Here is a 23,942-nt window from a genome sequence, read left to right on the forward strand (position 1 = left end):
TGGTGACCGCTGAGTCTGGATTGCGGCGCTTCTGGAGACATCGTAGACCGAGAAGTCTATGGGCCCGACGCGGAGAGCGAGGAAGGAGGAGCAGAAGGAGGAGCGGCGGCGGTTCATCATCGACGCAGCCTGGCAGCTGTTCCAGGAGACCCCCTATCCCGAGGTCACCATGGCTCAGGTCGCCGAGCGCACCAGGCTCGCCAAGGGCACGCTCTACCTCTACTTCACCACGAAAGAGGAGCTCTTTCTCGCGGTCGTCGATCAAGAGCTCGCGAAGTGGTTCCACGATGTGGATATCCATCTGACGCATTTCTGCGCCTCCCGCGGTGACGCGAGCGCGGCGCGCCCTCGGCCCTCGCGGGCCCGCCGCGCCGCGCCCGGGGCGCCTGCCGAGGACGCGTCGGCGAGCGTCGCCTCGATCCTGTCGACGACCCTCGCCGCGCGCGACGCGATGACGCGCTTGCTCGGCATCCTCCACAGCGTGCTCGAGCAGAACGTCAGCTACGAGGCCGCGCTCCGCTTCAAGCTCTCTCTCCTGGGTCACGTCGAGCGCACCGGGGTGCTGCTCGAGCGGTGCCTGCCGTCGCTCGCTCCCGGCCACGGCGGCCCGACCCTCATCCGGATGTACGCCCTGCTCATCGGGATGCGCCAGGTCTGCGATCCCAGCGACGTGATCCGCGATATCCGCAGCCGCCCCGATATGGGCCTCTTCCGGATCAACTTCGGCGAGGAGATCCGGGCGTCGTTCGCGCTCCTCCTGAGCGGCGCGAGCGCGCCGCCGCTCGCGCCCGGGCGGCTCGGCGCCCCGGCGCTCGGCGGGTTGAGCTCAGCGGAGCGGCGCCGCCCGGAGGGGTGAGGGGCGCGCGTTCACCACGGATCCCGCGCCGACATGGGCGGCAGGTGATCGGCGAACGGCTGGTTGAGGATGCGGGCGATGACGGACTTCCACGTGGTCATGTCGTTCTCGAAGTCCTCATGCCGCCGCGCCTCGGAGCCGTGGGGAGGGGGCCTCGTGTTGGGCCCCTTGATCCACTCCGCCCTCGGAAACACGACGGGCCGGTCGTCCTTGGTCTCCGTGAGCAGCGAAAGGACGTCGGCGTTCTCCGGATCGAGGAGCCCCGCCTCCATGCCGAGCAGCGAGACGCCGCTCGTGCCGGGCACCCGCGGGCGCCGCTCGAGGGCGTTCGACACCAGGTAGAGGAGCGACCTGCCGTACACCTCGCAGTGGTCCTGGAGCTCCGCTTCGTCCGTGAGCGTGAACAGGGCGAACCGGCGCACCATGCCGCTCTTGATGGGCGGCATGTACGTGTCGCGGAACGCGTCGATGGCGCTCGCCGGCGCGAGCAGGGAGAGCGACTCGATGGGGAGCCCGAGCCCGAGCTGACCTCGCATCGGGCCGCCCTCGATCTTCTTGCCCTTCTCCGAGGTGATCAGCTGGACGAGCGGCGCGAGCAGGAACGTGCCGCTCGAATGGGCGACCAGGTGGAGCTCGATCTTCGGATCGCCGTCCATCAGCGACGCGAGGCGGCCGATCATCTCGCGGAGGCCGCCGTGGTCGGCGTCCATCGTCGCGTCACCCGCTGCCAGCTTCATGCGGTCCCACTCGGCCTTGCCGCCCATGCGGCGGACGAGCGGCTCGAGGGCGTCGTCGCGCCGATCGATCATGAACCCGAACGCCCTGGGATCGTAGCCGTCGTGGCGGCGCCCCTCCGTGGCGCGATGGAGGATCTCGAGGAGGCGCGGGTAATGGTCGGTCTCCCAGAGGAGCTCGATGGGGTAGATCTCGTGCCCGAGCAGCTTCGGCCGGAGGCGCGACATCCGGTTGATCGCGTCGATCTGCCGGCGCAGCCCGCCGCCCGCGATCAGGACGAGCCGGCGGCGCTTCCATGTCGCGGTCGCGCTCAGGAAATCCTCTTCCATGATGATACGGACGTCCTCCGACGACGTGCCGTAGGCGCCGCGCTGCTGGAGCTGGCCGTGCATGTCGACGCTGATGAGGTGCGGCCGCAGGCTGGCGAACGTCCGGCTCGTGGACGTGAGCGGGCGGAGCGAGCGCGCCTGGTTCAGGCGGATCGGGACGCCGAGCCGCCCGACCCACGCGTCGAAGCCGTATTGAAGCCAGTCGTCGTAACAGAGTCGACCGAAGCCGCCCTTGCCCCAGCCGACACCCCACGAGTTCTGGAGCCAGAAGCCCTCCGCGTCATACCCGATGATCGCGAACGCGTGACCTCCCCAGGGGGCGATGAAGGGGTTCGTCTTGTCGACCGTCGGGATGATGCCGTTCCTCTGGGTCCCATAATACCAGCCGTTGAACGGGATCAGCGCCGAGGCCGCGATGATCCCGACCTCCGCGAGGGCGCTGTGCATCGCCGGGAGGTCCCTGTGGTTCACCCGTTGATACAGGCCGAGCGGCCGGAGCATCCCGTCCACTGCGCGCTCCGGCGTGAGCGTGCCGTGGAGATCGTTCGCGTCCCACGGCCAGTGCTCATAGGAGCAGATACCGTGTTTGTGCCAGCCCTTCATGGCGCCCCTCAGGCTGGATCCCCTCGCGTCGTCCTCGCCGGGGTACTCGTCGTAGCGGCGCGCCATCGTGTACACCATGTTCTGGCTGACGAGGCTGCGGTCCGGCGAGACCCGGCGCCTGCGCAGCAGGTAGTGCGCCACGGTGGCGACCGTGAAGCCGGTGCAGCCGTTGTTCTTGCCCTGGTCGAGCACGGGCACGCCGTACTCCACGAAGCGCTCCGGGGGCATGATCGGAGGCACTTCCACCATCGTGGGGCGATAGAGGGTGTCGCGAAAATCGAGGACGTCAGCGCGCGCGTCGGTCGTGATGTCCCCGTGACGCCCAGCGAAACGCTCGGAATTGATCATGGTCTCTGATCTCGTGAAGTCGCTGAGTGTCGCACGGGCGGCGCGCGGGGCAAAGTCGGCGGGGCCCGCCCCCTCGGGCGGCTCGTGCTAGCGTCGCCCGGGCCGGCGCCGCCAGCGCCGTCCGGAGGTGGGATGAGCCAGGACAGCCGCGCAGGGGGAGGCGAAAGCGCGCAAGGCGCCATCGAGGCGGCGCTCGAGGCCGAGGTGCTGCGGCGGCTCGCGTCGTTCCGGGCTCGGCTGGGGCGCGAGCTCGGCGCGCTGTTCGATGAGCTCGCCGCGCGCCTCAGGCTGTTCGAGGGGGAGCCGGGCGAGGGCTACTTCTCGCACCCGACGGCGCTCCCGGTGCTCGAGCTGCCGCTCTGGGTCGCGATGCGTCCCGGCGGGCCGGCGCTCGCGCTGGACGCTGGATCGCCGGCGCTTCCGCCGCTCGCCGCCGACCTCGCCGAGGCGGCAGCGGTCGGGTACCTGCACGTCCGGATCGAGGATGACCTGCTGGACGAAGGGGTCGGTGAGCCTGGAGCGACGGTGCTCCTGTCCGGGGCGTTGTTCGCTCGCCATCAGGCGTTGCTCGCCCGTTCGCTGCCCGGCGGGAGCGCTTTCTGGGGCCTCTTCGAGGAGGTCTGGCTCGGGTATGGCGAGGCGATGCTCCTCGAGCGGCGGCTCCACCGCGGCGCAGGCCCGCGGGACGGCGCCGCGTTCCGGCGGGTGCTCGCCCGCTCGCGCCCGCTCGTGCTCCCGGCCGCGGCGGCCCTGTTCGCGGTGTCGCAGGCCGAGCACATGGCCGCCCTCGAGGAGTTCGTTTCCGCCCTTGTTGCAGCGCATCAGCTGTTCGCGGACCTGCTGCACGCGGAGAAGGATCGTGCGTTCGGCAACACAACGTATGTGCTCTCCCGGCTCTGGGCGCTCGCCGAGGCGGATGCGGCGTCGCCGAGCGGGGCCGACGTCTCCGACAGCGGGCCTTGTCGCGCTCAGGAGATGCGCAGCGCGGCGGCCCTGCGCGCGCGGCTGTTCGCGCGCGGCGGCTTCGACGCCATCCTGGAGGAGGCGCGTTGTGAGCTGGCTCGCGCCGAGATCGCCGCGGGGGCCCTCGGGCTACCGGAGGCTGCGCGGTTCTGCAGGGAGCGCGAGCAGTACATGGTCGCGATCCAGCGGCGGGTATTCCTCGCGTTCTTCAGCGCGCTCGCCGGCGAGCCCGTCGTCGCGCCGCGGTGAACCGGTGTGTCGTGCGCGGACGCTTCACCCCGCGAGGACGCGAGCACGCGCGGACGCGCCTGCTTGTACTTGCTCGCCGTTTGGAGGTCTCCTAGCCTCCCGAGCGAGAAAGCGAGGAGTCGTGACGTCGAAGAAATCAGAGGCAGAGCTCATCGGTCGCGCCGTCGTGGATTCGAGCTTCCGCCAGCAGCTCCTTGCCGATCCCGAGCGCACCATCGAGGCAGAGGGGTACGACGTCGGCGCGGAGACGCTCCAGCGCATCCGGGACGCCGCGACCTCGACGCCCGAAGCGGTCGATGCGGCCATCTCGGCCGCGGCGCGTGAGGGCGGAGTCGGTATGTGACGCTGTCCCCTGCTGGAGGGGTGACCGCCGCCTGGCCATGGCTCGACCCGGGTGACCGGGCTGTGTGCGAGCACGCCTGGTCGGCGCACCTGTCATCCGAGGGGGCGCTTCAGCGCGGTGGATCGGCGTGGGGAGCGCTCGCGCTCGAGCGCAGCGTGGGCACACCGCCGGGGTACAGCGTCCCGTGGGCCAGCTGGGCGCTGCGGCTCTGCGGGCGGGTGTCCGCGCGCGACGCAGCCGCGGACGCCGCCGTGGCGGTCGCCGCGGTGGCCGCCGGGGGCATCGAAGGCGCTCCTGACGCGCTCGCGCGGGGCGCGATCGCCGCGCGTCTCCTCGCGCGGCACGCGGACGACGCGCGCGCGCACGGGTGGCTCCTGGGCCTGGCCGACCTGGCGGAGGCTTCGTGGCGCGAGAACCCGGTGATCGAGATCGACGGCTCCGGCGTCCTGGCGGCGCCCGCCGCCGCCGGCGCGCGCGAGGCCGTGGCCCTCTGGACGGCGCCCGCGCTCGTCGCAGGCGACGATCTCGCGCCTTCCCGTCGCTTCGGAGAGACCGTGGCCGAGCCGATCTGGCTGCTGGACGGGCTCGTGCGCCTCTGGATCGATCCGATCGCGCCTGACCTCGCAGCGCCGACGCTCACGCCGCTCTTCGCGCTCTGGCTGCGCGGCGCGGGGCTCGCTCCGCCGCTGCTCCGCGCGCTCTCGGGCGAGCGCGCGTCCCGCGTGCGCCGCGGCGAGATCCACGGCCTGCTCGCGACCCGCCCGTACCGCGCCGCGCTCGCCGCGCGCATGCAGGAGACGCTCGCGTCCGCCCGTGAGGTCGTGGCCGCCTCTCCTCGGACGAGCCCGAGCGCGCGCGGCCTCGCCGAGGCGCAGCGTGAATTCCTCGAGGCGCTCGGCGAGCGCCTCCGCTTCTTCGAGGGGCTGATGTCTTTCCGCGATCTCCTCGGCCCCGGCGCGGCGCTCGGGCCGCCGCGCGCGCAGGGCGAGCCGGCGCCGCCCGACGAGGCGCGCGCGGATCTGCAGGCGGCGGTCGCGTTCCTCCTGGACGCCGCGCCGTGGCGCGAGTCCTGGGAAGTGCAGCGCTTCGGCGTGCTCGGGTCGAGCGAGCAGCCGGTCGGGCACTGGTTCGTCCGGGCGACGATCCTGAGGGCGCTGATCGAGATCGGGGAGGTCGGGCGCGACGTCCGCGCCGACGCCGCGGCGTTGCTCGAGGAGATCCCGGCGGGGGAGCTCCGTTACTTCACCGCGTTCCGTGACGTCCCGCCGGACGCCGACCTCCTCGGCGTCGCGCTCGAGCTGGTCGCCGAGACGGGCGCGGCGAAGGAGCGGGCGGAGTCGTGGATCGAGGTCATGCTGGCCAACGTGGGTGACGACAGCGTCGTTCCGACCTGGTTCTACCGCGGGCCCGCGGGGCCGACCACGCCGGGCGTGGCGTGGGCCGGCGACGACTGCACGACCGTCCGGCTGAACTTGCTCGTGGGCCTGCTCTCGTTCGACGCGGAGCGGTTCGCGCGGCTCATCGACGCGAACGCGCGGCGCGTGCTCGACGTCGCCTCGGGGAGCGGCTTCGAGGGCGCTTGCTTCTACGATGCCTCGTACACGGACCTCGCGTTCCTCCGCTTCGCGCGGCTCTACCGGGGGAGGGCGGGGGACGCGCGGTGGGCCGACGAGGTCGCGGCGGTCGAGGCCGCGACGCTGTCGCGGATGCTCCAGTCGCCGCGGCTCGACGGCGGCTCCGGGGCGCCGCTCCGCACGGCCGCGTGCCTCGAGGGGGCCGCGATGAGGGAGCGGCCCGATCCGCTGCTCCTCGAGCGAGGGATGCGCTACCTCGGCGAGCGCCAGCTCGTGGACGGCTCCTGGCCAGCGGAGCCGCTCTACCGGGTGCCCATGAAGCGCGGTCGCGAGGGCCACCACCAGGGCAGAGCGCTGACGACCGCGCTCTGCGCGCGCGGGCTCGCCGCGGCGCGGTCCCGGCTGCAGCGCGCAGGGGGGCGTCGCACATGAGCATCGAGAAGTCGCCCGAGATCGTGCGGATCATGGAGGCGCAGGAGATGCGCGGCGAGCAGATCGTGAACCACATCCGGCTCGCGTTCGCGCTGCTCAGCGCCGCCACGCTCGTGCACGTGTGGACGATCAACACGCCGGCCGCCAACCAGATCTTCGCGATCCTGACCGGCGGGTACCTCGCTTACTCGCTCGTGCTCTACGCGTTCTTCCGGCTGCGCCCCGGCGTCTACGCGGGCTGGCTCAAGTACGTGAGCATCTTCGTCGACCTCGCGCTCCTGACGCTCACGGCCCTGGGGAACGCGAGGAATCACTCCGGGATCATCGAGTACTTCACGAGCTACCTCGCGACCGTCTACGTGCTCTGGAACCTGATGTCGGGCTTCCGCTACAGCCTCGCGGCGTGCCTGTACTCGGCGGGGCTGTCGGCCCTCTTCAACTCGATCGTGCTCGCCGTCACGGTCGGCTCCGGCGCGGTCCCGATCAGCCCGGTGTCCGTCTACGGACAGAACGCCATCAACATCGCGGATCAGTGCCAGCAGATCCTCTTCATCGCGCTCCCCGGCGTCGTCGCCGGCATCATCGCGCGGATGTCGCGCAACCTGGTCGTGCGGGCCGAGGTGGAGTCCATGGCCCGCCTCCGGCTCGAGCGCGAGAAGCAGGAGCTCGGCCGGTACCTGTCGAAGGATCTCGTCGACTTCGTCCTGTCCGATCCGAGGCGGCTCAAGCTGGGAGGCACGCGGCGGCACGTCTCGGTGATGTTCACGGACATCCGCAACTTCACCCCGCTCACCGAGTCGGTCGAGCCGGAGGCCGTGGTCTCGTTCCTGAACGAGTACTTCACGGAGATGGTCGAGATCGTGTTCCGCTACGGGGGCACCCTCGACAAGTACATCGGCGACGGGCTGATGGCGGTGTTCGGCGCGCCGCTCTCCGTCGAGGATGCGCCGAAGCGCGCCGTCATCGCGGCGATCGAGATGGTGCAGGCGCTCGAGCGCATGAACCAGCGGAAGCTCCTCGGCTGCGGCGAGATCCAGATGGGCGTCGGCATCGCGACCGGCACCGTCATCTCCGGCAACATCGGCTCGCTCCAGCGCATGGAATACACCTGCATCGGAGATACAGTAAACACGGCCGCGCGCCTCGAGCAGTTCAACAAGGAGCTCGGCTCCAAGATCATCATCTGCCAGACGACGTACGCGACCCTCGACGACTGCGTCCCGGCGCAGCCGACCGGCGCGCTGAGCATCCGGGGCAAGAGCCGCCAGGTCCACCCCTACATCGTGGACCACATGGAGCTGTCTCCGGCGCGCCTGAGCGAGCTCCGGAGAGAGCTCCTCTCGAGGGCCCGTCCCATGGAATCGATGCCGCCGCGGGCGCCGGCCGCCCTGCGCGGCAAGGAGTAGCCGGAGGCTCGCGGCGCGCTGCGCGATCAGGGCGAGGGGGTCACGAGGGCGTGGCGCGGAAGCGCCGGACGCGCGCCGAGCCGGGGCCGCCGTCCTGCGTCGACAGGCCGAGCGCCGTGCGCGCCGGCGCGTGGAGGCGCTGGAGGACGCGATCGAGCAGGCGGAGCGCGCCGTCGCTCATCTTCACGCCGCGCGGCGAGCGGTAGCCGAACGCGACGCCGTCCACGACCTTGTAGGCGTTCTCCGTGGGTGAGGCGGGGCGCATCTCGACGACCAGCGCGCCGTCGCGCGTCTTCATGATGACGACGATCTCGCCCGGGCGCGCCGAGGCCTCCACGAACGTCCACCCGCCGGAGGTCGCCTCCTTGATCCCGAGCTCGAGCACGCGCTGCAAGTCCTGACCCGCCGGCGCGAGCGTCGTCGCGCCTTCGACCCGGATCTCGGCGCCCGGCGGGACCACGCCGCTGCCGAGCGGCATCGCGGGCCGCCGCATTTCCCGAGGCCCGGGGAACGACCACATGTCCGGCGTGATCTCGCCGCCTTCGCGGTAGGCCATCTCGATGAGGCGGCTGCGCTCGCGAGAGAGCGCGTCCTCGGACCAGCCGAGGCAGGAGCGCATCATCAGCGTGAAGGGGTCGAAGCGGAGCTCGAACGAGGCGGGCGCGCGGACCATGAGGTCGTCCGGAAGGACGAGGCTGTGGAAGATGCGGACCTTGCACGGGAGCTCGCGCGCGCGCTCGAGCGTGCGCCGGAACGTGATCGGACCGTCGCCCGGGAGGCCGAGGAGGATGTCCACCTCGATGTCCGTGAACGTCGAGAGCTCCTCGATCACCTTCGCGAACTTCGACTCCCTGAAGGGGCGCTGCGTGCCGTCGCCCGTCTCCTTGTTGAGCGGCGGCAGCCGCGCGTCGAGCGACACACGCGCGACGCCGCGGAGGAACTCGAGGTGCTCGTCGTGCACGTGCTCGGGATCGATCGATGCCGTCAGCGTCGCCTGCTTGAAGAAGCCGACCTGCTTCTCCGCGGCCACCAGGTTCCGGAACGCCTCCGCGCTCAGGTTGAGCGGGGCGTCGACGATCTGCGCGCCCGGCGCGCCGGCGGCGCGGAGCGCGCTCAGCTCCTCGACGAGGTAGGCCTCGGAGAAGACGCCGCCGGCGTCGCCCGCGGAGACGCCGCACGTCGCGCAGCTCATGGCGCCCCCGCGGCAGATCTCGAGCGGGACGATGCGATCGGTCGGGAGCAGCTTCATCCGGATCGGCGAGGGGAGCGCGTCGGGCGCCACGTAGAGGGGGTCGCCCGTCGAGACCCAGCCGCCGGCGGTGCACACGTGCAGCCCCGGCACGGCGCGCAGCGCATCGGGAGAGCGCTCGCTCAGCCGGACGATGTCCCGGAACGTGAGCTCGTTGCCGTGCACGAGGGCGTCGATGCAAGCGGTGGCGTCGCGCCAGGGCGCGAGCGCGAACATCGCGGGGCGCGCGAGGGGCCCCCAGAGGGCGATCGTGCGCCCCGGCCGGTTGCGCTGCAGGTGGCGCGCGATCTCGATGAACGTGGGGAACGACCAGACGTGCGCGGCGAGGCCGACCACGTCCGCGTCCACGGTCTCGACCTCCGCGACCCACGCGTCGAGATCCCTCGTCTGCGCGTCGATCACGTGGATCGGTACGCCGGCGAGGTCCGGATCGGCGAGCAAGGAGGCCTCGACACGACGGACTCCATGGCTGGACGGCGCTCCCCCACCGTCCGGCATGGTTGGCTCCATCGCGAGTAGCGCGACGCGGCGTTCGCCAGGCATCCATGAGAGTCTACCAGGGTGTCTCCCCTGTCGGGGAGTCCGTTCGCGCTCTCTGTCTGCTCTCACTCCCCACCCCCCCGGTCGGTTCCTCGCGCCCGGAGTCGCTCCTTCTACCCGGAGTTGCATCCGGCGCGCAGTCGGGCTTTCATACTGCCCTGGGCGGGAGAGGGGGAACGGAACGTACTGGATCGGCAGACAGCGGCGGACTGTCGGGCTGCGCACCTGGTGGCGTGGTCGTACGTGTGGCGCACCGCGGCGAGCGCTTCGGTGTGTCCGGACGATTCGTCACACCGGGGGCATCACCGAGGTTGCTCGCGCTGCGCTGGCTGCTGGCCAGCGGAGGCTCGGGCAGCGTCGAGCGCCCATCCCGTCCTCGCCCAGCATGGGGAAGAGAGGGCGCGCTGCCCTGGCGAGCGACCCCCGCTACTGAAGAAAGCCGAGGGGAGCCATGTGTGGCAAGCACGTGATCCTGGTTGCGGAGGACGACGTTGACACCGCGACGATGCTGGAAGAGCTCCTGACCCTGGAAGGGTACGAGGTCGAGCTGACCGCCACCGCGCGCGCGGTGCTCGATGCGCTCGCGGAGCGGCGCTTCCACGCGGTCCTCCTCGATCTGACGATGCCGGGCATGACGACGGACCGGTTCGTCTCCGAGATCGAGGGGCTCGGCACGCCCTCGCCCCTCATGATCTTCTCCGCCCGCCTCCCCCACGAGATGCAGGCGATCGCCGAGCGGCTGCATGCGGCCGCGCTCATCCCGAAGCCGGTGGACATCGACGTCCTGCTGGGCACCCTCTCGAAGGTGGTGCTCGGCTCGCTCGGCTCGCGCGGATCAACAGACATCGACCGTTGACGCTGCCCGTTCGGACCGCGTCGCGAGCGCCTCGGGCCGTCGTTCCGGCGGACGCCGGGCTGCTGCGCCCCCCGGCGCCGGTGGTAGGATCGCCGCTCATGACGTGGTGGATGGCGAGCAGGCCGCGCTGCGCTCACCCTGGCTGGCCGCAGATCGGGCACAGAGCGGCTTCGCCGGAGCGTCACCGTGCTGTAACATCGGGCTCGACCGCCGACGATCGATCGCCGTAATGCGTACGCCCGTACCCGCCTGCCAGAGCTGCCGGCTCAACCAACGTCGACCCCGCGTGGTTGGTTGGCCGCACGGGCGACGCGGGAGCGGGCTCCGCTCCGAGGCGTCTTTGCGGCGCTGATTGCCGGAGAGAGACGCAGAGAGACGTAGAGAGACGTAGAGAGACCTTCATGAGCCCCCTTCCTCGCAGAAAGAGCCTCATCAAGCGGAACCCGAGCAGGGATTCAGGGCTTTCCCTGTTTCGCCGTGACGTCAGGCTTTCGCATAGTGGTTGATGCACCGTGCCTGCCACTCCCTTGAAGAGGATCCTCGTTGTCGATGACGATCCGGATATTCGAGAGACCCTCGCCGAGCTCCTGCAGGAGGAGGGGTACGCCGTCGCGTCGGCGGCGCACGGCGGCGAGGCGCTCAGCGCGCTGAGAACGGATCCGAGACCCGGGCTCATCCTGCTCGATCTCATGATGCCGATCATGGATGGCTGGCAGTTCAGGGCGGAGCAGAAGAAGGATCCGGAGCTCGCCGCGATCCCGGTGGTGATCATCTCGGCGACGGGCCGCGACGAGTTCGTGTCCTCGCTCGGCGCGGCGCAGTTCCTCAAGAAGCCGATCAACCTCGAGCAGCTGCTCGCCGCGGTCGAACAGCACTGCCGGTGACGGCGCGCCTGTTCGTCTACGGCACGCTGATGCGCGGCGAGCGCGCGCACGCGCTGCTCGGGCGCGCGCGGTGCCTCGGGCCCGCCCGCACGGCCCCGTCGTTCGAGCTCGCCGATCTCGGCGCCTACCCGGCGCTCGTGCGCGGGGGCTCGGTCGCGGTCCTCGGGGAGCTGTACGAGCCGGACCCGGAGGCGCTGCCCTCGCTCGATCTCTACGAGGATTGCCCCGACCTCTTCAGGCGTGAGCCGATCGAGCTCCATGGAGGCGCGCTCTGCGAGGCCTACCTGATGCCCGCGGGGCAGGCGCTCGGGTGGCCTCGGATCGCCTCGGGGGACTGGCGGACACGGCGGCGATGAGCGGGTCAGCCGGGGCCGGCGCGGCGCGCTGGCCGCAGCCCGGGTGGACCGGCCGGGTCGATCTCGGGCGCCGTCCTGTCCTCGACGACGAGCAGCAGGGCCGGGAGCTCGCCCTCGTCGGCCTGGAGCCGGAAGGCTGAGAACGAGAGCGTCCTGCGGCCGGCGTGCGCGAGCACGGCCTCGAGGCGGAAGTCGACGAGCGCGGCGCGGCGGTGGAGCACGTCCCGGAGCTGCTGCTCCAGCTGCGGGGTGTTCCATCCGGCGTCGATGGCCGAGAGCGATCGTCCCTCGATGTCCCCGAGCGGGACCATGAACTGCTCGCAGTAGCGCCGGGTGACCGCCCGGATCCGGAGCTCCCCGTCGAGCAGGAGGAACGGATGGCGCAGCACCTCGAAGACGGCGGAGAGGCCGTCGCGCGCGCCCGCGAGGTCGCGCGCCGCGCGCCTCGGCGCATCGCTCTCCAGCCAGCAGATCACCGCGCCGTCGACCTCGTCGTCGGTGGTCCGGGAAGGGCGTGCCCGCATGAGATAGCAGCGCCCGTCGCGGTCCTCGACGCGCCGTTCGACGGTGCTCATCGTGCCGAGCACCTCGGCGACGACCGGCGCGATGTCGGCCACGCTCCTCGACTTCACCTCGAGGATGGACCTGCCCACGTCGCTCGCGGCGAGGCCGAGCAGCTTGTCGGCGGCGCCGGCGACCCGGCGGATCCGTAGATCCGCGTCGACCATCAGCATCGGGATGTTCATGCCGCCGAGGAGCTTGCGCAGCTCGTCGTTGGCGAGGCCGAGCGCGACGTTGCTGCTGCGGAGCTCCTCGTTGATGGTCGTCAGCTCCTGGTTCGCCGACTCGAGCTCGTCGTGGGCGCCCTCGAGCGCGTCGTTCACCCTGTGCAGCTCGTCGTTGCTCGCGAGGATCTCGTCGTTCGTGCACAGGAGCTCTTCGTTCGTCGCCTCGAGCTCATCGATGAGCGACTGGAGGTACTCCCTCGTGGTCACGAGCTCCCTGCGGAGCTGGACGATCTCCAGATCCTTCTGGGCGTCGCTCGGGGCCGGGTCGCTGCCCTGCCGGTCCAGCTGCGCGGCGCCCGACTCGGAGAAGGTGACGAGGAAGCAGCGCCCTTGCGGGAGCCGCACCTTGAGCGGCCAGACCTCGACGTCGACGTACCGGATCTTCTCGTCCTGCCTGACCTTGAGCTGCTCCTTGCGGGCCATCGCCCCCGAGTTCATCGACGCGTCGATGGCGGCCCGGATGCCGAGGACGAGCCCCTCTCGGGCCATCTTGAAGAGGTGGAGGCTGGCGTCGCCCGGTGACGGCTCGAGGTAGGGCCCCGTCTTGCCCCGGAACTGGACGATCTGCATCTCCTCGTCCACGACCACGCCGGCGGGGGCATAGCGCGCCATGACGATGGCGTCGGCCTCCTTGCGCACCGCATCCATGCCGAGCCCCTCGGGCTCCCGCGGCCGCTCCGACGCCAGCGCGACCACCGGCGCGCCGGGCAGAGCGGGCGCGCTGAGGGCGAGCGGGTGAGCCGCCTCCGACGCGGCGCGCCTGCAGAAGATCCTGTGGGTCCTGTCCACGACCCCGAACAGATCGGGCGCCGTGGTGAGGCTCTCGGACGAGCCGAGGAGCAGGAACCCCGTGGGCTTGAGGGCCTGGTGGAACGTCTGCAGCAGCCGGCGCTGCAGGCTCGGCTCCAGGTAGATCATCAGGTTGCGGCAGCTGGTGAGATCGAGCTTCAACAGGGGCGGGTCGGCCGCGGCGTTGTGGCGCGAGAAGATGCACAGATCGCGGACCGATTTGTTGACCTGAAAGCCGCCTTGTACCCTGACGAAGAAGCGGCGCAGCCGGCTGGGAGAGACGTCCATCGAGATGCTCTCGATGTAGATGCCGGACCGCGCCTGCTGGATGGCGGCCTCGCTCAGGTCGGTGCCGAAGATCTGGATGGCATGATCGGTCGCGTCGGCTTCGAGGAACTCGAGCAACGAGATCGCGAGAGAGTAGACCTCCTCGCCCGTCGAGCAGCCCGGCACCCAGATGCGAACAGGGGAGTCCTGCGGCCTGCCGTGCATGAGCACCGGGAACACGTGGGTCTTCAGCGCGGCGAAGGCGCCCGGATCGCGGAAGAACGTGGTGACCTTGATGAGGAGGTCCTGGTAGAGATCCTCGATCTCGCCGGGGTGCGCTCTCAAATGATCCAGGTAATCCTGGAGGGTGGCGAGCCGATGGAGCGTCATTCTCCGCTGGATGCGCCGCCTCAGGGTGCTCTTCTTGTACTGGCTGAAGTCGACGCCCACCGCGGCGTGAACCAGCCTGAGGAGCTTGCTGAGATCGGCGTCCATGCCGAGGGGCGCACCCTGCCTGAGCCATGGAGCGAGCACGTGCCCGGGGCGACCCATCCGCACGAGCTCCGCCGCGATCTCCTCGACGCTGAGGACGAAGTCGACGCCTCCCGCCGCGATGGCGCTCCGCGGGAGCGCGGGCCGCTCCGCGCCGCGCGGGTTCTCCGCGAAGGTGACCCCGCCCTCGGCCTTCACGTCCTTCAGCCCCAGCGCGCCGTCGCTCCCGGCGCCGGACAGCACGACGGCCACCGCGCCCGACCCCAGCTCGCCCGCGAGCGAGCGCAGGAAGAGATCGCCAGGGCCCGGGCCGCCCTCGCCCCGCGGCGCGAGCTCGACGCGGAGCCCCGCCAGCGTCGCCTGCGCCTCCGGGGGCAGGACCTGGACGCGACCCGGCGCGAGCTTCATCTCCGATCGGAGCTCGGCCACAGGGAGAGGGCTGCTCTGCGCCACGAGCTCGAGGAGGGGGAGCTCCCCTGGATCTGCGCTGTAGATCAGGACGAGAGAGAGGCTGGTATCCCTGCTCGGCAACCGCCGGAGGAGCTCCGCGATCGCGCCGCGTCCGCCGGCCGAAGCGACCACACAGACGACGGGAAAGCGCAGCTCACCCTCGGCGCGCGGCCCGCCCGCCGCGGCGCTCTCGCCGGCGTCCTCGGGCGGGACCGGCGCGCGCCCCGGCGCGGATGCCCTGCCGGCCTGGGGCGCGGCGTCGCTCGGGCCCGGTGCCCCGAGTTGCGTCCGGCGTGACTTCTTCTGTTCGGGCATTGTCGGCTTGAACGGTTGGGCGCTCTCTCACGCGTCTCGCGGCGGCGAGAGCCTGACAGGGACTAAGCCAGGGTTCCGGTGGGCGGTCGATCAACGATGGCTGTCGTCGTCCATGTCGCGCATGGGACACGGCGCCTCACGGTCATCTCACCATATCAGCGCGCGCCTTCCAGGCGCTTCAGGAGTTGCTCGATCCGCTCGATGATGTGTGCGGATCGGTCGGATACCATTCGGGCAGAATCGTTGAGCCTCGTCAGTGTCATTTCATCCATCCTCCCGCCGGGCTGGAGCCTGGTCATGGCCTCCAGCGCGGCGTCGTGGCGCGCTCGGGCGACCTGGGCTGCCTCCATCGCGCGGCGCAGGCGTGCGCGCGGCGGCTCCAGGTTCTCGACGCCGGACCACCTCCTCTCCGGTGAGACGCGCCGCGCCTCGCCCTCGGCTCGCGCCAGGTGATCGGCGGGCGCCGCGAGCGGCGGCGCGAGCGCGTCGGGCGCCGCGAGCAGCGCGGGAGCCTGCGCCCCTCGCAGCGATCGATCCGCCTCGTCGTTCCCGGCTTCCTGCGTGCGCTCCGCGCGCTTGCCATCGGTCGGAAGGCGGAGGTTGGCGCTGATCTGCTGATCCTCCGCGGGCCCCCCGGCGTCTTCCCACCCCCGTTCGTCGACGATCTGCTTCGTCGCGTCGTTGACGAGGAAGACCTGATCGGCGTCGTGGAACCGCTCTGCCCGCAAGGCCTGCAGCGCGGACCGGGCCGCCTCGAGCGAGCGGATGTGCTTCGTGAGCGCGAGCCGCCTGCCCCGGAAGCGAACGTAAATGCTGTAGCTGGTCTGGGGCGCCATCTCCATCGCCTCGTGGGCCCGGTCGCGTCATGCGGTGTCCGCGCTCTTCTTGATAGCAGCTCCCGGGGTGCGGCTCGCCATGGCGCCGGGCCGAGCGGGCGAGCCCCCCGCTCCATGAGATTCTCACGGATCTCGCGCCGTGAGCCCAGGGCGCGAGTTCTCGGCGCGCGTCCTGCTAGCGGTCTCACGCCTCCGGTACCGCCGTCAGCAGCACCAGCCTCCCGGCGGTCTGCTCGGCTGTTCTGCAGGCGGTGCGCACGAGCTGCCACTCTGCCTTCACGAGCTCCGCCATGAGCGACCTGTCCTGACACAGGGCTTTGCTCAGCGACTCCTCGGCGTCCTCGCCGAAGGACAGCACGCGTATCGCGATGGCGAGCGCAAAGTCCTTGGTCAGCCGGACGCGCAGGTCGACGTCCGGCGTGGAGACGTGGAGCGCGTGCTCGGCGAGGGCGACGTCGATCCTGTCCGCGATCGACCTTGCGGTGTCCGCGCGCCACTGGATCGAGCGGCAGGTCTGCCGGAGCAGCTCCTGGATTAACCGTCTATCACGACCCGTCTGGTTGCCCATCCCGCCCCCCTCGACAGTTCCGTTCTTCTGCGGAGAGCCGTCCAGAGAGTGCCTGCGACCGGCCAGAGCGCGCGACGGTCAGCCTGGCGCGATTGAACGAGGAGGACCGCTCCCCAAGGCTGCGCTCCTCCCGAGTTGCCCGAGCGGTTCCCCCTCCGGCTCCTCGCTCCACCCCCTCACTGTCCCGCCGAAAATCCCGTTGACCGCTAGCTGTAGCTCAGCTGCTGCCCGACCGACCGCTAGGGCGATATGGAATCGCTCGTCAGGGATTCCCTGTAAGCTGTCCTGGCACCGCTGAGCCTCCGGCTGTTTTGTTCAGGCAAAGCCCTACGTCCGGGTCGCCTGGGTCACGCAGGTCGTCTCTGGGTCACGCAGGCCGCCTAGGTCGCCTTGGCCTTGGAGCGCCGGCGCTCGCTGCTCGACGCTGAGGCAGGCGGCGGGTCGGCGGTCTGCCGCGCGCTGCGCGGGGGGGCTTTCATGACCGACAGGTCAGCGACGGCGCGCACCTCCGGGGCGAGCAGGCCGTGCGTGAAGAGCTGGAGCACCTGCGCGGCCCAGGCGGCGATGTCTGGCCTGGACGGCGCGTCGATGAGCTTGCGCACCAGGCGATCGAAGGCGCCGGAGATGAGCGCGGCGATGACGCTGGGCTCCAGATCGCGCCGGTAGAGGCCGATGTCGATCGCGTACCGGACGCGGCCCTCCACCTGCCGCGCGACGCGCTGGGCGAACTCGTCGATCAGGTAGGCGTACGGGGTCCCACCGCCTCCCGCCAGCATCATCCTGAGGAGCGCCCGGTTCTGCCAGCAGAACTCGAGCACCTCGAGGTCGTGGGCGAGGACCCGCTTGAAGTACTCGTTCACCGACGCTCGCTCGGCCTCGAAGACGATGGGCGGCGGCTCCACGCAGTCGGCGAGGCGCGCGATGAAGGTCTCGACGATCTGCTTGAAGCAGTCGTCCTTGCTCTGGAAGTGCAGGTAGAACGCGCCCTTCGAGACGCCTGCGCGCTCGGTGATGTCCTCGACCCTCGCGGCGGCCAGGCCGCGCTCGGTGAAGGCAGCCTCGGCGGCGCGGAGCAGCTCGATCCTGGCGCGGCGATCGGCAAGGCGGGGCATTCTGACTGGTCGGTCAACGTCGGAGGACCGGGGCACTATGGGAAGGCCGCCGGAAGCCGTCAAGACGCTCGTCGGCCGCGCTCCTCGCGACGCGGCGCGTTCGACCGCGCCGCGTCGCCCATGGCACGAGCGATGCTGCGGAGGCGGTCATGACGACCGTGGCGAGACGAAATGCAGCAGGGCGCGGCGCCGGCGAGGCGACGGCGGCGGCGCTCGTCCCCAGCCCTCCTTCGTTGCCGAGCCTGCGCGAGGCCGCCGCGCGGTGCCGGGCGTGTCCGCTCTGGGAGCGCGGGACGCAGACGGTGTTCGGCGAGGGCGCGGCGCGATCGGACGTGCTCCTCGTCGGCGAACAGCCGGGCGACAAGGAGGATCTGGCCGGCAAGCCGTTCGTGGGCCCGGCGGGGCAGCTGCTCGATCGCGCGCTCGAGGCGGCGGGGATCGAGCGGCGCCGGGCGTACGTGACCAACGTGGTGAAGCACTTCAAGTGGGAGCCGCGCGGCAAGCGCCGCGTCCACATGAAGCCGGACGCGCGCGAGATCCGCGCGTGCCTGCCGTGGCTCGCCGCGGAGATCGCGGTGGTGCAGCCGGCGATCGTGGTATGTCTCGGCGCGACGGCGGCGCAGGCGCTGCTCGGCGGCTCGTTCCGGGTCACGCGCGAGCGCGGCAGGATCGTCGCCTCGCCGCTCGCGCCGCGCGTGCTGGCGACCGTGCACCCCGCGTCGATCCTCCGCATGCCGGACGAAGCGACGAGGCGAGCCGAGCTCTCCCGCTTCATCGAGGATCTCACCGTGGCGGCGCGCGCGCTCGGCTGAGCCGGCGCGCGTCGCCTCCTCACGAGGAGCGCTCTCGATGGAGTAGGATCCGCCCGCGATGACGATGAGCCCACGACCGGCCCCTGCCGCAGAGCGCCCCGCGTCCTCTCCGATGGCCGAGCGCGCCCACCTGGGGAGCTCGAAGAAGATGTGGCCGCTGATGCTCGCGGCGCTCGGGGTCGTCTACGGCGACATCGGGACGAGCCCGCTCTACGCGATGAAGGAGTGCTTCAGCCCCAGCAGCCCGCACCACGTCGCTCCGACGCCCGCGAACGTGCTCGGGGTGCTCTCGCTGATGTTCTGGTCGCTGATGATGGTGGTGACCGTCAAGTACGTGACGTTCATCACGCGGGCCGACAACGAGGGCGCGGGCGGCATCCTCGCGCTGCTCGCGCTCGTCCCGAGCGGCGATCGCAAGGGCGAGGGCCGCGGCCTCCTCGTGCTCCTCGTCCTCTTCGGCGCGGCGCTCCTTTATGGCGACGGCGTGATCACGCCAGCGATCTCGGTGCTCTCGGCCGTGGAGGGCCTCGAGGTCGCGATCCCGAGGCTGGACCCTGCCGTCGTGCCGATCATCACCTGCGGCGTGCTGCTCGCCGTGTTCCTCGTGCAGAAGCGCGGCACGGCCGGGGTCGGGTCGATCTTCGGGCCGGTGACGCTCGTGTGGTTCGTCACGCTCGTGCTGCTCGGGGCCAAGGAGCTCATGCGCAGCCCCGGAGTGCTCCGGGCCGTCTCACCGACCTACGCGGTGAGCTTCTTTGCCGAGAACCAACTGCATGGCTTCCTGATCCTCGGCGCGGTCGTCCTCTGCATCACGGGCGGCGAGGCGCTGTACGCCGACATGGGGCATTTCGGCCGCGTGCCGATCAAGTACACCTGGTACACGATCGTCTGGCCCGGGCTGCTCATCAATTATTTCGGCCAGGGCGCCAAGCTCCTCGCGGACCCCACCGCGGCGGCGAACCCGTTCTATGCGCTCGTCCCGTCGTGGGCGCTCTACCCCACGGTGGCGATCGCCACGGCGGCGACGGTCGTCGCGTCCCAGGCGCTCATCTCCGGGGCCTTCTCGCTCACCCAGCAGGCGGTGCAGCTCGGGTATTTCCCGCGTGTCACGGTCGTCCACACGTCGAAGGACGAGGCGGGGCAGATCTACATCCCCGAGGTGAACAGCGGGCTCCTCATCTCGTGCATCGTGCTGGTCCTCACCTTCAAGAACTCGAGCGCGCTCGCGGCTGCCTACGGCATCGCCGTCACGGGGACGATGGGGATCACCACGGTGGTCTATTACGTGGTCACCCGGGAGACGTGGGGTTGGCCGGTCTGGAAGTCGCTCCCGCTGGCCGGGCTCTTCCTGGTGATCGATCTCGCGTTCTTCGCGGCGAACAGCGCCAAGTTCTTCCACGGGGGCTGGGTGCCCATCGTGATGGGCGCGGCGATCTTCACGGTGATGACGACCTGGAAGACGGGGCGAAAGCACCTCGCCGAGGCGATCAAGTCGGCGATCTTGCCGCTCGACATGTTCCTCGAGGACGTGAAGCGCGTGAAGCCGCACCGGGTGCGCGGGACGGCGGTCTTCATGGCGTCGAGCCCGGAGGGCACGCCGCCGATCCTGCTGCACCACGTGAAGCACAACCAGGTGCTGCACGAGCAGGTGGTGCTCCTCTCGATCCAGGTGACGAACGTGCCGGAGGTGCCGGCGGAGCGGCGCACGACGGTCATCCCGCGGGGGGAGGGGATCTACCAGGTCACGGCGTGTTACGGCTTCATGCAGACGCCGAACGCGCCGTCGGTGCTCGAGGGGTGCAAGCGGCACGGGCTCGACATCGATCTCGGGAGGACGAGCTACTACCTCGGCAGGGAGACGCTGCTGACGACCGGGCGCTCGAAGATGTCCCGGTGGCGCAAGGGGCTGTTCGCCTTCATCTCGCGGAACGCGCGGCCGGCGACGGCGTACTTCGGTCTGCCCCCGAACCGCGTGGTCGAGCTCGGAATGCAGGTGGATTTTTAGGAGGGCGCGGGGCTCAGGGCCCCGTGTACCGCGCGCGCGGCCGTAGCATGTACCCCGCCTCCCGCTGCTCGAACGCGTGGGCGATCCAGCCGGCGGCGCGCCCCACCGCGAAGAGCGCGGCCGCCGTGCCGGCCGGCAGGCCGAGCGCGGCCGCGATCGCGACGAGGCCCAGGTCGAGCGACGGCGGATCGAGGCCGGCGTCGCGCAGCGCGTCGACGAGCGCGAGCACCGTGCGCAAGGCCGCGCTCTGCGGGGCGAGGGCGCGGGCCGTGTCGAGCAGCAGCTGGGCGCGGGGGTCGCCCTCGGGGTAGAGCCTGTGCCCGACGCCGGCGATGGGCTCGCCGCGGCGCAGCCGCTCGTGGACCGCGGCGGCGGCGCGCTCGGGCCGGCCTGCCTCGGCGACCAGGGCCTCCACCCGGTCGGTCATGCCGCCGTGCCTCGGGCCGGAGAGCGCGGCGAGCCCCGCGCTGACGCAGGCGTAGAGGTCGGCGCCGGTGGAGGCGGCCACCCGGACCGCGAACGTCGAGGCGTTCAGCTCGTGATCGGCCGAGACCAGGAGTGCGCGGTTCACGGCGCGCTCGGCCTTCTTCGAGGGGTTCGCGCCGAGGGCGATGAGCAGCCGCCGCGCCGCTCCGTCGGCCTCGAGGGCGTCGGTCGCCCTGCGCGCGTCCCGCCCGAGGCCCACGAGCGCCGCGAGCGATCGCACGAGGGCCCGCGCCCGCGCGCGCTCCGCGTCGCCCGTGGGGATGCGCCCGTCGCCCGAGGGCGCGCCCACGTGGCGGGTCGCGTCGTGCGCGCCGAGCGCGGGCACCACGAGCGCGAGCGCGACGAATGGCGGCGCGCCCTCCGGCAGGAGCGCCGCGAGCTTGGCCGGGCGGACGCTCGGCCGGCCTGGCCGCGCCGCCGGCGCGCCCTCCGCCGGCAGCTCGCCGGTCCAGAGCAGCTCGGCGACCGCCTCGAAGGGCACGTCGTCGAGCGCCAGCGCGACCGCCTCCTTGCCCCGGTAGACGGGCCCGCGCGGGCCGATCGCGGTGAGCGCCGACTCGAGCACCGGCTCGCCCCACCGGAGCGCCTCGGCGGCGACCGGGCCGTGGCCGGCGCGCGCGTCGTGCCGCGCCTTGAGCCGCTCGATGTCCGCCCGGAGGTAGAGCCGCGCGCGCCCTCGCCCGCCGGGCACCCCCCGGAGCACGCCCCGGCTCGCGTACGCGTAGAGCGTCTCCCGCTTCACGCCGAGCAGCTCCGCCGCCTCGGCGCCGGTCACGTACGCCGAGGGCCGCTGACCCGAGTCAGGTAGATCCACCATGAGCGCCCATCAACGTTGCATCCATCCTGTCCTCCGATGCACGAGGCGCCGGCGTCGCGCGCGCCGGCGACATCGGCACATCGGCGACATCGGCGACATCGGCGACATCCATTCCTCCTAGCACCGCCCTCCTCGGCATCCTCCGGGATTCTTCCTCGACGCGCTTCGAGGCCGTGCATGGTTGATTGTACAATCAAGGTTGATCAACCTCGTGCGGTGCCCAAGATGTCGTCAGCGGAGGTGATCGGGATGAGGGATGTGGCGGCGCCGCTCGCGAGCGGCCTGGAGGGCGTGGTGGTGGCGGAGACGCGGCTCTCGGAGGTGGACGGAGAGCGGGGGAGGCTCACCCTCGCGGGCCACGACGTCGAGGAGCTCGCCGGCGGCGGCGGGGTGACCTTCGAGGACGCGTGCGGGCTGCTCTGGGGCGGCGCGCTGCCCGGGGCGGCGGAGCGGGAGTCGCTCCGGCGAGCGATCGCCGAGGGGCGGACGAGGGCCTTTGCGCTGCTCGGGCGGCTCGGGGACGCGCTCCAGGCGGGCGACGGGATGGATGCGATCCGCGCCGCGGTCGCGCACCTCTCGGGCGACGTCCCGCCCGCGGCGATCGCCGGGGCGGTGGCGACGTTCGCGGCGGCGTGGGCGCGGCGCTGCGCGGGGGAGGCGCCGGTCGCGCCCGATCCGGCGCTCCGGCTCTCGGCCGACTACCTGCGCATGGCGCGGGGGGCCGCGGCGAGCGAGGCCGAGGCGCGAGAGCTCGACACGTACCTCGTGACGGTCTCGGACCACGGCATGAACGCGTCCACCTTCACCGCGCGCGTGGTCACCTCGACGGGGTCGGACGCGATCTCGGCGGTGGTCGCGGCGATCGGCGCGCTGAAGGGGCCGCTCCACGGCGGCGCGCCCGGGCCGGTGCTCGACATGCTGGACGCGATCGCGGCGAAGGCGGGCGAGGGCGGCGCGCCGCCCCAGGGCTCCGCCGAGCGCTGGATCCAGTCCGAGCTCGCGGCGGGCCGGCGGATCATGGGCATGGGCCACCGGATCTACCGGGTGAGGGATCCGCGGGCGGCGGTGCTCGAGCGGGCGATCGAGCGGCTCGAGCGGCTCGAGCGGACGGCAGGCGGCGCGCGGAGCGCACGGCTCGCGCTGGCGCGTGAGGTCGAGCGGGCGGCCGAGGCCGCGCTCCGCGCGCGGCACCCGGAGCGCCCGCTGCGCGCGAACGTCGAGTTCTACACGGCGGTGCTGCTCGACGCGCTCGGGCTGCCCCGCGCGCTCTTCGCGCCGACCTTCGCGGCGGGCAGGGTCGCGGGCTGGTGCGCGCACATCGACGAGCAACGGCGCGCGGGGCGGCTCATTCGCCCGAGCTCACGCTACATCGGGGGCGTCCCTGGAGCGGCAGCTCCGCCGCATTGAGGCGTCGGGCCCGCCGCGCGCGCGGTGAGGCTGCTGGCAGGAGCGCTCGTGCCGGCCACGAGGTCGACCTGCCCAGGTCGGACTTATTGAAGAGTCCGTGACGGCATTCACTTCACCCCCGTCGTCCTTCCATCCTATCCGCACAGAAATTGCCGGAGAGGCCGTTCCACAGCCCTCGAAGGACAAAAGGAGAACGCGCCGGGCGCGGGTAGGACGTTGTTCGTCCTGCAAAGTTGGCAGCCTCGCGGGGGCACTGTTATCGTGTTCAGTATGTCGTCCGCCGCTCTTGCCGCTCCGCTTGCCCGGGACCTCCTGCGCCATACCCTCCCCGAGTTCGAAGCGCGCGCCAAGACGCTCCCGCTCGGCCTGCGGGAAATCAACGACGCGCTCCCGGAAGGGGGGCTGCCGCGCGGGGGGGTGGTGGAGCTCGCCGCGCCGCGGGGGCTGGGGCGCTCCACCTCGCTCGCCCTCTCGGCGTGCGCGTCGGCGCAAGCGGAGGCGCGGCTGCGCGGGACGAGCGCGACGGCGGGGGCGTGGTGCGCGTGGATCGACCCGAGCGGCTCGCTCTACGCGCCGGCGGTCGCGCGCGCGCAGGTCGATCTGAGCCGGCTGCTCGTTGTGCGGCCCCCGCCGGAGGTGCTCGCGAAGGTCGCGGTGCGGATGGCGATGAGCCGGGCGTTCGCGGTGCTCGTGATCGACGTGGCCGGGGTCCCGGGGGCCTTCGGCCAGGGCGCGGGGAAGGGGGAGCGGAGCGCGCCCGGGGCGGGGCGCCGCGAGGAGGACCTCGCGCGCTGGGTCAACGTGGTGCGCAAGCTCGCCCTGGCGATCGAGGGGAGCGACGGGACGATCCTGCTCCTCACCGATCGCCAGGCGGCGCGGCCGATGCCCTTGCCGGTCGCGATGCGGCTGGAGCTCGAGCAGGTCGCCGAGAACCGGTTGATGGTCCGCGTCGCCAAGGACCGCCGAGGGCGCGTGACCTCGCCGACCCCGGTGGTGCTCGGGGAGCGGCCCGGGGACAAGGCAGAGCGGACGGCGGGCGGCGAGCCGCGGCCCGCGCTGTCGCGGGCGTGAGGGA

Annotated in this window: 19 protein-coding genes; 12 read left to right on the forward strand and 7 right to left on the reverse strand. The window is 71.7% G+C overall.

Annotation, left to right across the window (positions count from 1 at the left end; genetic code table 11):
- Window positions 1–58: 58 nt before the first annotated feature.
- Window positions 59–856 (forward strand): TetR/AcrR family transcriptional regulator, encoded by a 798-nt coding sequence (locus WMF22_RS09445; protein WP_437298770.1) that lies wholly within the window; start codon window positions 59–61, stop codon window positions 854–856.
- A gap of 11 nt (window positions 857–867) precedes the next feature.
- Here the strand turns inward: WMF22_RS09445 and WMF22_RS09450 are convergent, their stop codons facing one another.
- Window positions 868–2,871, reverse strand: a complete 2,004-nt coding sequence (locus WMF22_RS09450; protein WP_438035517.1) for a C1 family peptidase — start codon at window positions 2,869–2,871, stop codon at window positions 868–870.
- Window positions 2,872–3,003: 132 nt separating this feature from the next.
- Between WMF22_RS09450 and WMF22_RS09455 the strand changes: the two genes are divergently transcribed.
- The 4 genes from WMF22_RS09455 (at window position 3,004) to WMF22_RS09470 (ending at window position 7,838) form a co-directional block, all read left to right on the forward strand.
- Window positions 3,004–4,083, forward strand: a complete 1,080-nt coding sequence (locus WMF22_RS09455; RefSeq protein ID WP_438035518.1) for a geranylgeranyl pyrophosphate synthase — start codon at window positions 3,004–3,006, stop codon at window positions 4,081–4,083.
- Between the two features lie 121 nt (window positions 4,084–4,204).
- Complete coding sequence (locus WMF22_RS09460; RefSeq protein WP_012234358.1) at window positions 4,205–4,426, forward strand: Franean1_4349 family RiPP; 222 nt, start codon at window positions 4,205–4,207, stop codon at window positions 4,424–4,426.
- Window positions 4,423–6,432 (forward strand): hypothetical protein, encoded by a 2,010-nt coding sequence (locus WMF22_RS09465; protein WP_438035519.1) that lies wholly within the window; start codon window positions 4,423–4,425, stop codon window positions 6,430–6,432. Before WMF22_RS09460 ends, WMF22_RS09465 begins: the two co-directional genes overlap by 4 nt.
- The gene (locus tag WMF22_RS09470) at window positions 6,429–7,838 is read left to right on the forward strand and encodes an adenylate/guanylate cyclase domain-containing protein (protein ID WP_437298774.1); all 1,410 of its coding nucleotides are present in this window, start codon (window positions 6,429–6,431) and stop codon (window positions 7,836–7,838) included. Before WMF22_RS09465 ends, WMF22_RS09470 begins: the two co-directional genes overlap by 4 nt.
- 40 nt (window positions 7,839–7,878) lie before the next feature.
- Here the strand turns inward: WMF22_RS09470 and WMF22_RS09475 are convergent, their stop codons facing one another.
- A complete protein-coding gene (locus tag WMF22_RS09475) occupies window positions 7,879–9,585 on the reverse strand; it encodes an oxidoreductase (protein ID WP_437298775.1) in 1,707 nt (568 codons plus the stop codon).
- A 493-nt stretch (window positions 9,586–10,078) separates the two neighbouring features.
- On the opposite strand from WMF22_RS09475, the gene WMF22_RS09480 reads away from it, so the two are divergent.
- The 3 genes from WMF22_RS09480 (at window position 10,079) to WMF22_RS09490 (ending at window position 11,723) form a co-directional block, all read left to right on the forward strand.
- Window positions 10,079–10,483 (forward strand): response regulator, encoded by a 405-nt coding sequence (locus tag WMF22_RS09480; RefSeq protein WP_437298776.1) that lies wholly within the window; start codon window positions 10,079–10,081, stop codon window positions 10,481–10,483.
- 512 nt (window positions 10,484–10,995) lie between these two features.
- Entirely contained in the window at window positions 10,996–11,367 is a 372-nt protein-coding gene (locus tag WMF22_RS09485) for a response regulator (RefSeq protein WP_012234363.1), read from the forward strand.
- Window positions 11,364–11,723 (forward strand): gamma-glutamylcyclotransferase family protein, encoded by a 360-nt coding sequence (locus tag WMF22_RS09490; protein ID WP_437298777.1) that lies wholly within the window; start codon window positions 11,364–11,366, stop codon window positions 11,721–11,723. Before WMF22_RS09485 ends, WMF22_RS09490 begins: the two co-directional genes overlap by 4 nt.
- Before the next feature lie 5 nt (window positions 11,724–11,728).
- On the opposite strand, the gene WMF22_RS09495 is transcribed toward WMF22_RS09490, so the two are convergent.
- The 4 genes from WMF22_RS09495 to WMF22_RS09510 form a co-directional block, all read right to left on the reverse strand.
- The gene (locus WMF22_RS09495) at window positions 11,729–14,824 is read right to left on the reverse strand and encodes a CheR family methyltransferase (protein WP_438035520.1); all 3,096 of its coding nucleotides are present in this window, start codon (window positions 14,822–14,824) and stop codon (window positions 11,729–11,731) included.
- A gap of 155 nt (window positions 14,825–14,979) precedes the next feature.
- Window positions 14,980–15,660: a hypothetical protein gene (locus tag WMF22_RS09500; RefSeq protein WP_438035521.1), complete on the reverse strand. Its 681-nt coding sequence runs from the start codon at window positions 15,658–15,660 to the stop codon at window positions 14,980–14,982.
- A 184-nt stretch (window positions 15,661–15,844) separates the two neighbouring features.
- A complete protein-coding gene (locus WMF22_RS09505; RefSeq protein ID WP_012234367.1) occupies window positions 15,845–16,228 on the reverse strand; it encodes a hypothetical protein in 384 nt (127 codons plus the stop codon).
- Between the two features lie 380 nt (window positions 16,229–16,608).
- Window positions 16,609–17,340 carry a TetR/AcrR family transcriptional regulator gene (locus tag WMF22_RS09510; protein ID WP_438035522.1) on the reverse strand — a complete coding sequence of 244 codons (732 nt, stop codon included), beginning with the start codon at window positions 17,338–17,340 and terminating at the stop codon, window positions 16,609–16,611.
- A gap of 149 nt (window positions 17,341–17,489) precedes the next feature.
- Here WMF22_RS09510 and WMF22_RS09515 point away from each other — a divergent pair, with 149 nt between their 5' ends.
- Window positions 17,490–18,152, forward strand: a complete 663-nt coding sequence (locus WMF22_RS09515; protein ID WP_438035523.1) for a UdgX family uracil-DNA binding protein — start codon at window positions 17,490–17,492, stop codon at window positions 18,150–18,152.
- A gap of 58 nt (window positions 18,153–18,210) precedes the next feature.
- Entirely contained in the window at window positions 18,211–20,157 is a 1,947-nt protein-coding gene (locus WMF22_RS09520) for a potassium transporter Kup (RefSeq protein WP_437298782.1), read from the forward strand.
- A 13-nt stretch (window positions 20,158–20,170) separates the two neighbouring features.
- Here the strand turns inward: WMF22_RS09520 and WMF22_RS09525 are convergent, their stop codons facing one another.
- Window positions 20,171–21,460: a citrate synthase family protein gene (locus WMF22_RS09525; RefSeq protein ID WP_437298783.1), complete on the reverse strand. Its 1,290-nt coding sequence runs from the start codon at window positions 21,458–21,460 to the stop codon at window positions 20,171–20,173.
- A 249-nt stretch (window positions 21,461–21,709) separates the two neighbouring features.
- On the opposite strand from WMF22_RS09525, the gene WMF22_RS09530 reads away from it, so the two are divergent.
- A complete protein-coding gene (locus WMF22_RS09530) occupies window positions 21,710–22,867 on the forward strand; it encodes a citrate synthase (protein ID WP_437298784.1) in 1,158 nt (385 codons plus the stop codon).
- Window positions 22,868–23,137: 270 nt separating this feature from the next.
- On the forward strand, window positions 23,138–23,938 hold the full coding sequence (locus tag WMF22_RS09535; protein ID WP_437298785.1) for a recombinase A: 801 nt from the start codon (window positions 23,138–23,140) through the stop codon (window positions 23,936–23,938).
- Window positions 23,939–23,942: the final 4 nt, after the last annotated feature.

The sequence above is a fragment of the Sorangium sp. So ce204 genome (genome assembly GCF_051526795.1).
GTDB lineage: Bacteria > Myxococcota_A > Polyangia > Polyangiales > Polyangiaceae > Sorangium > Sorangium cellulosum_B.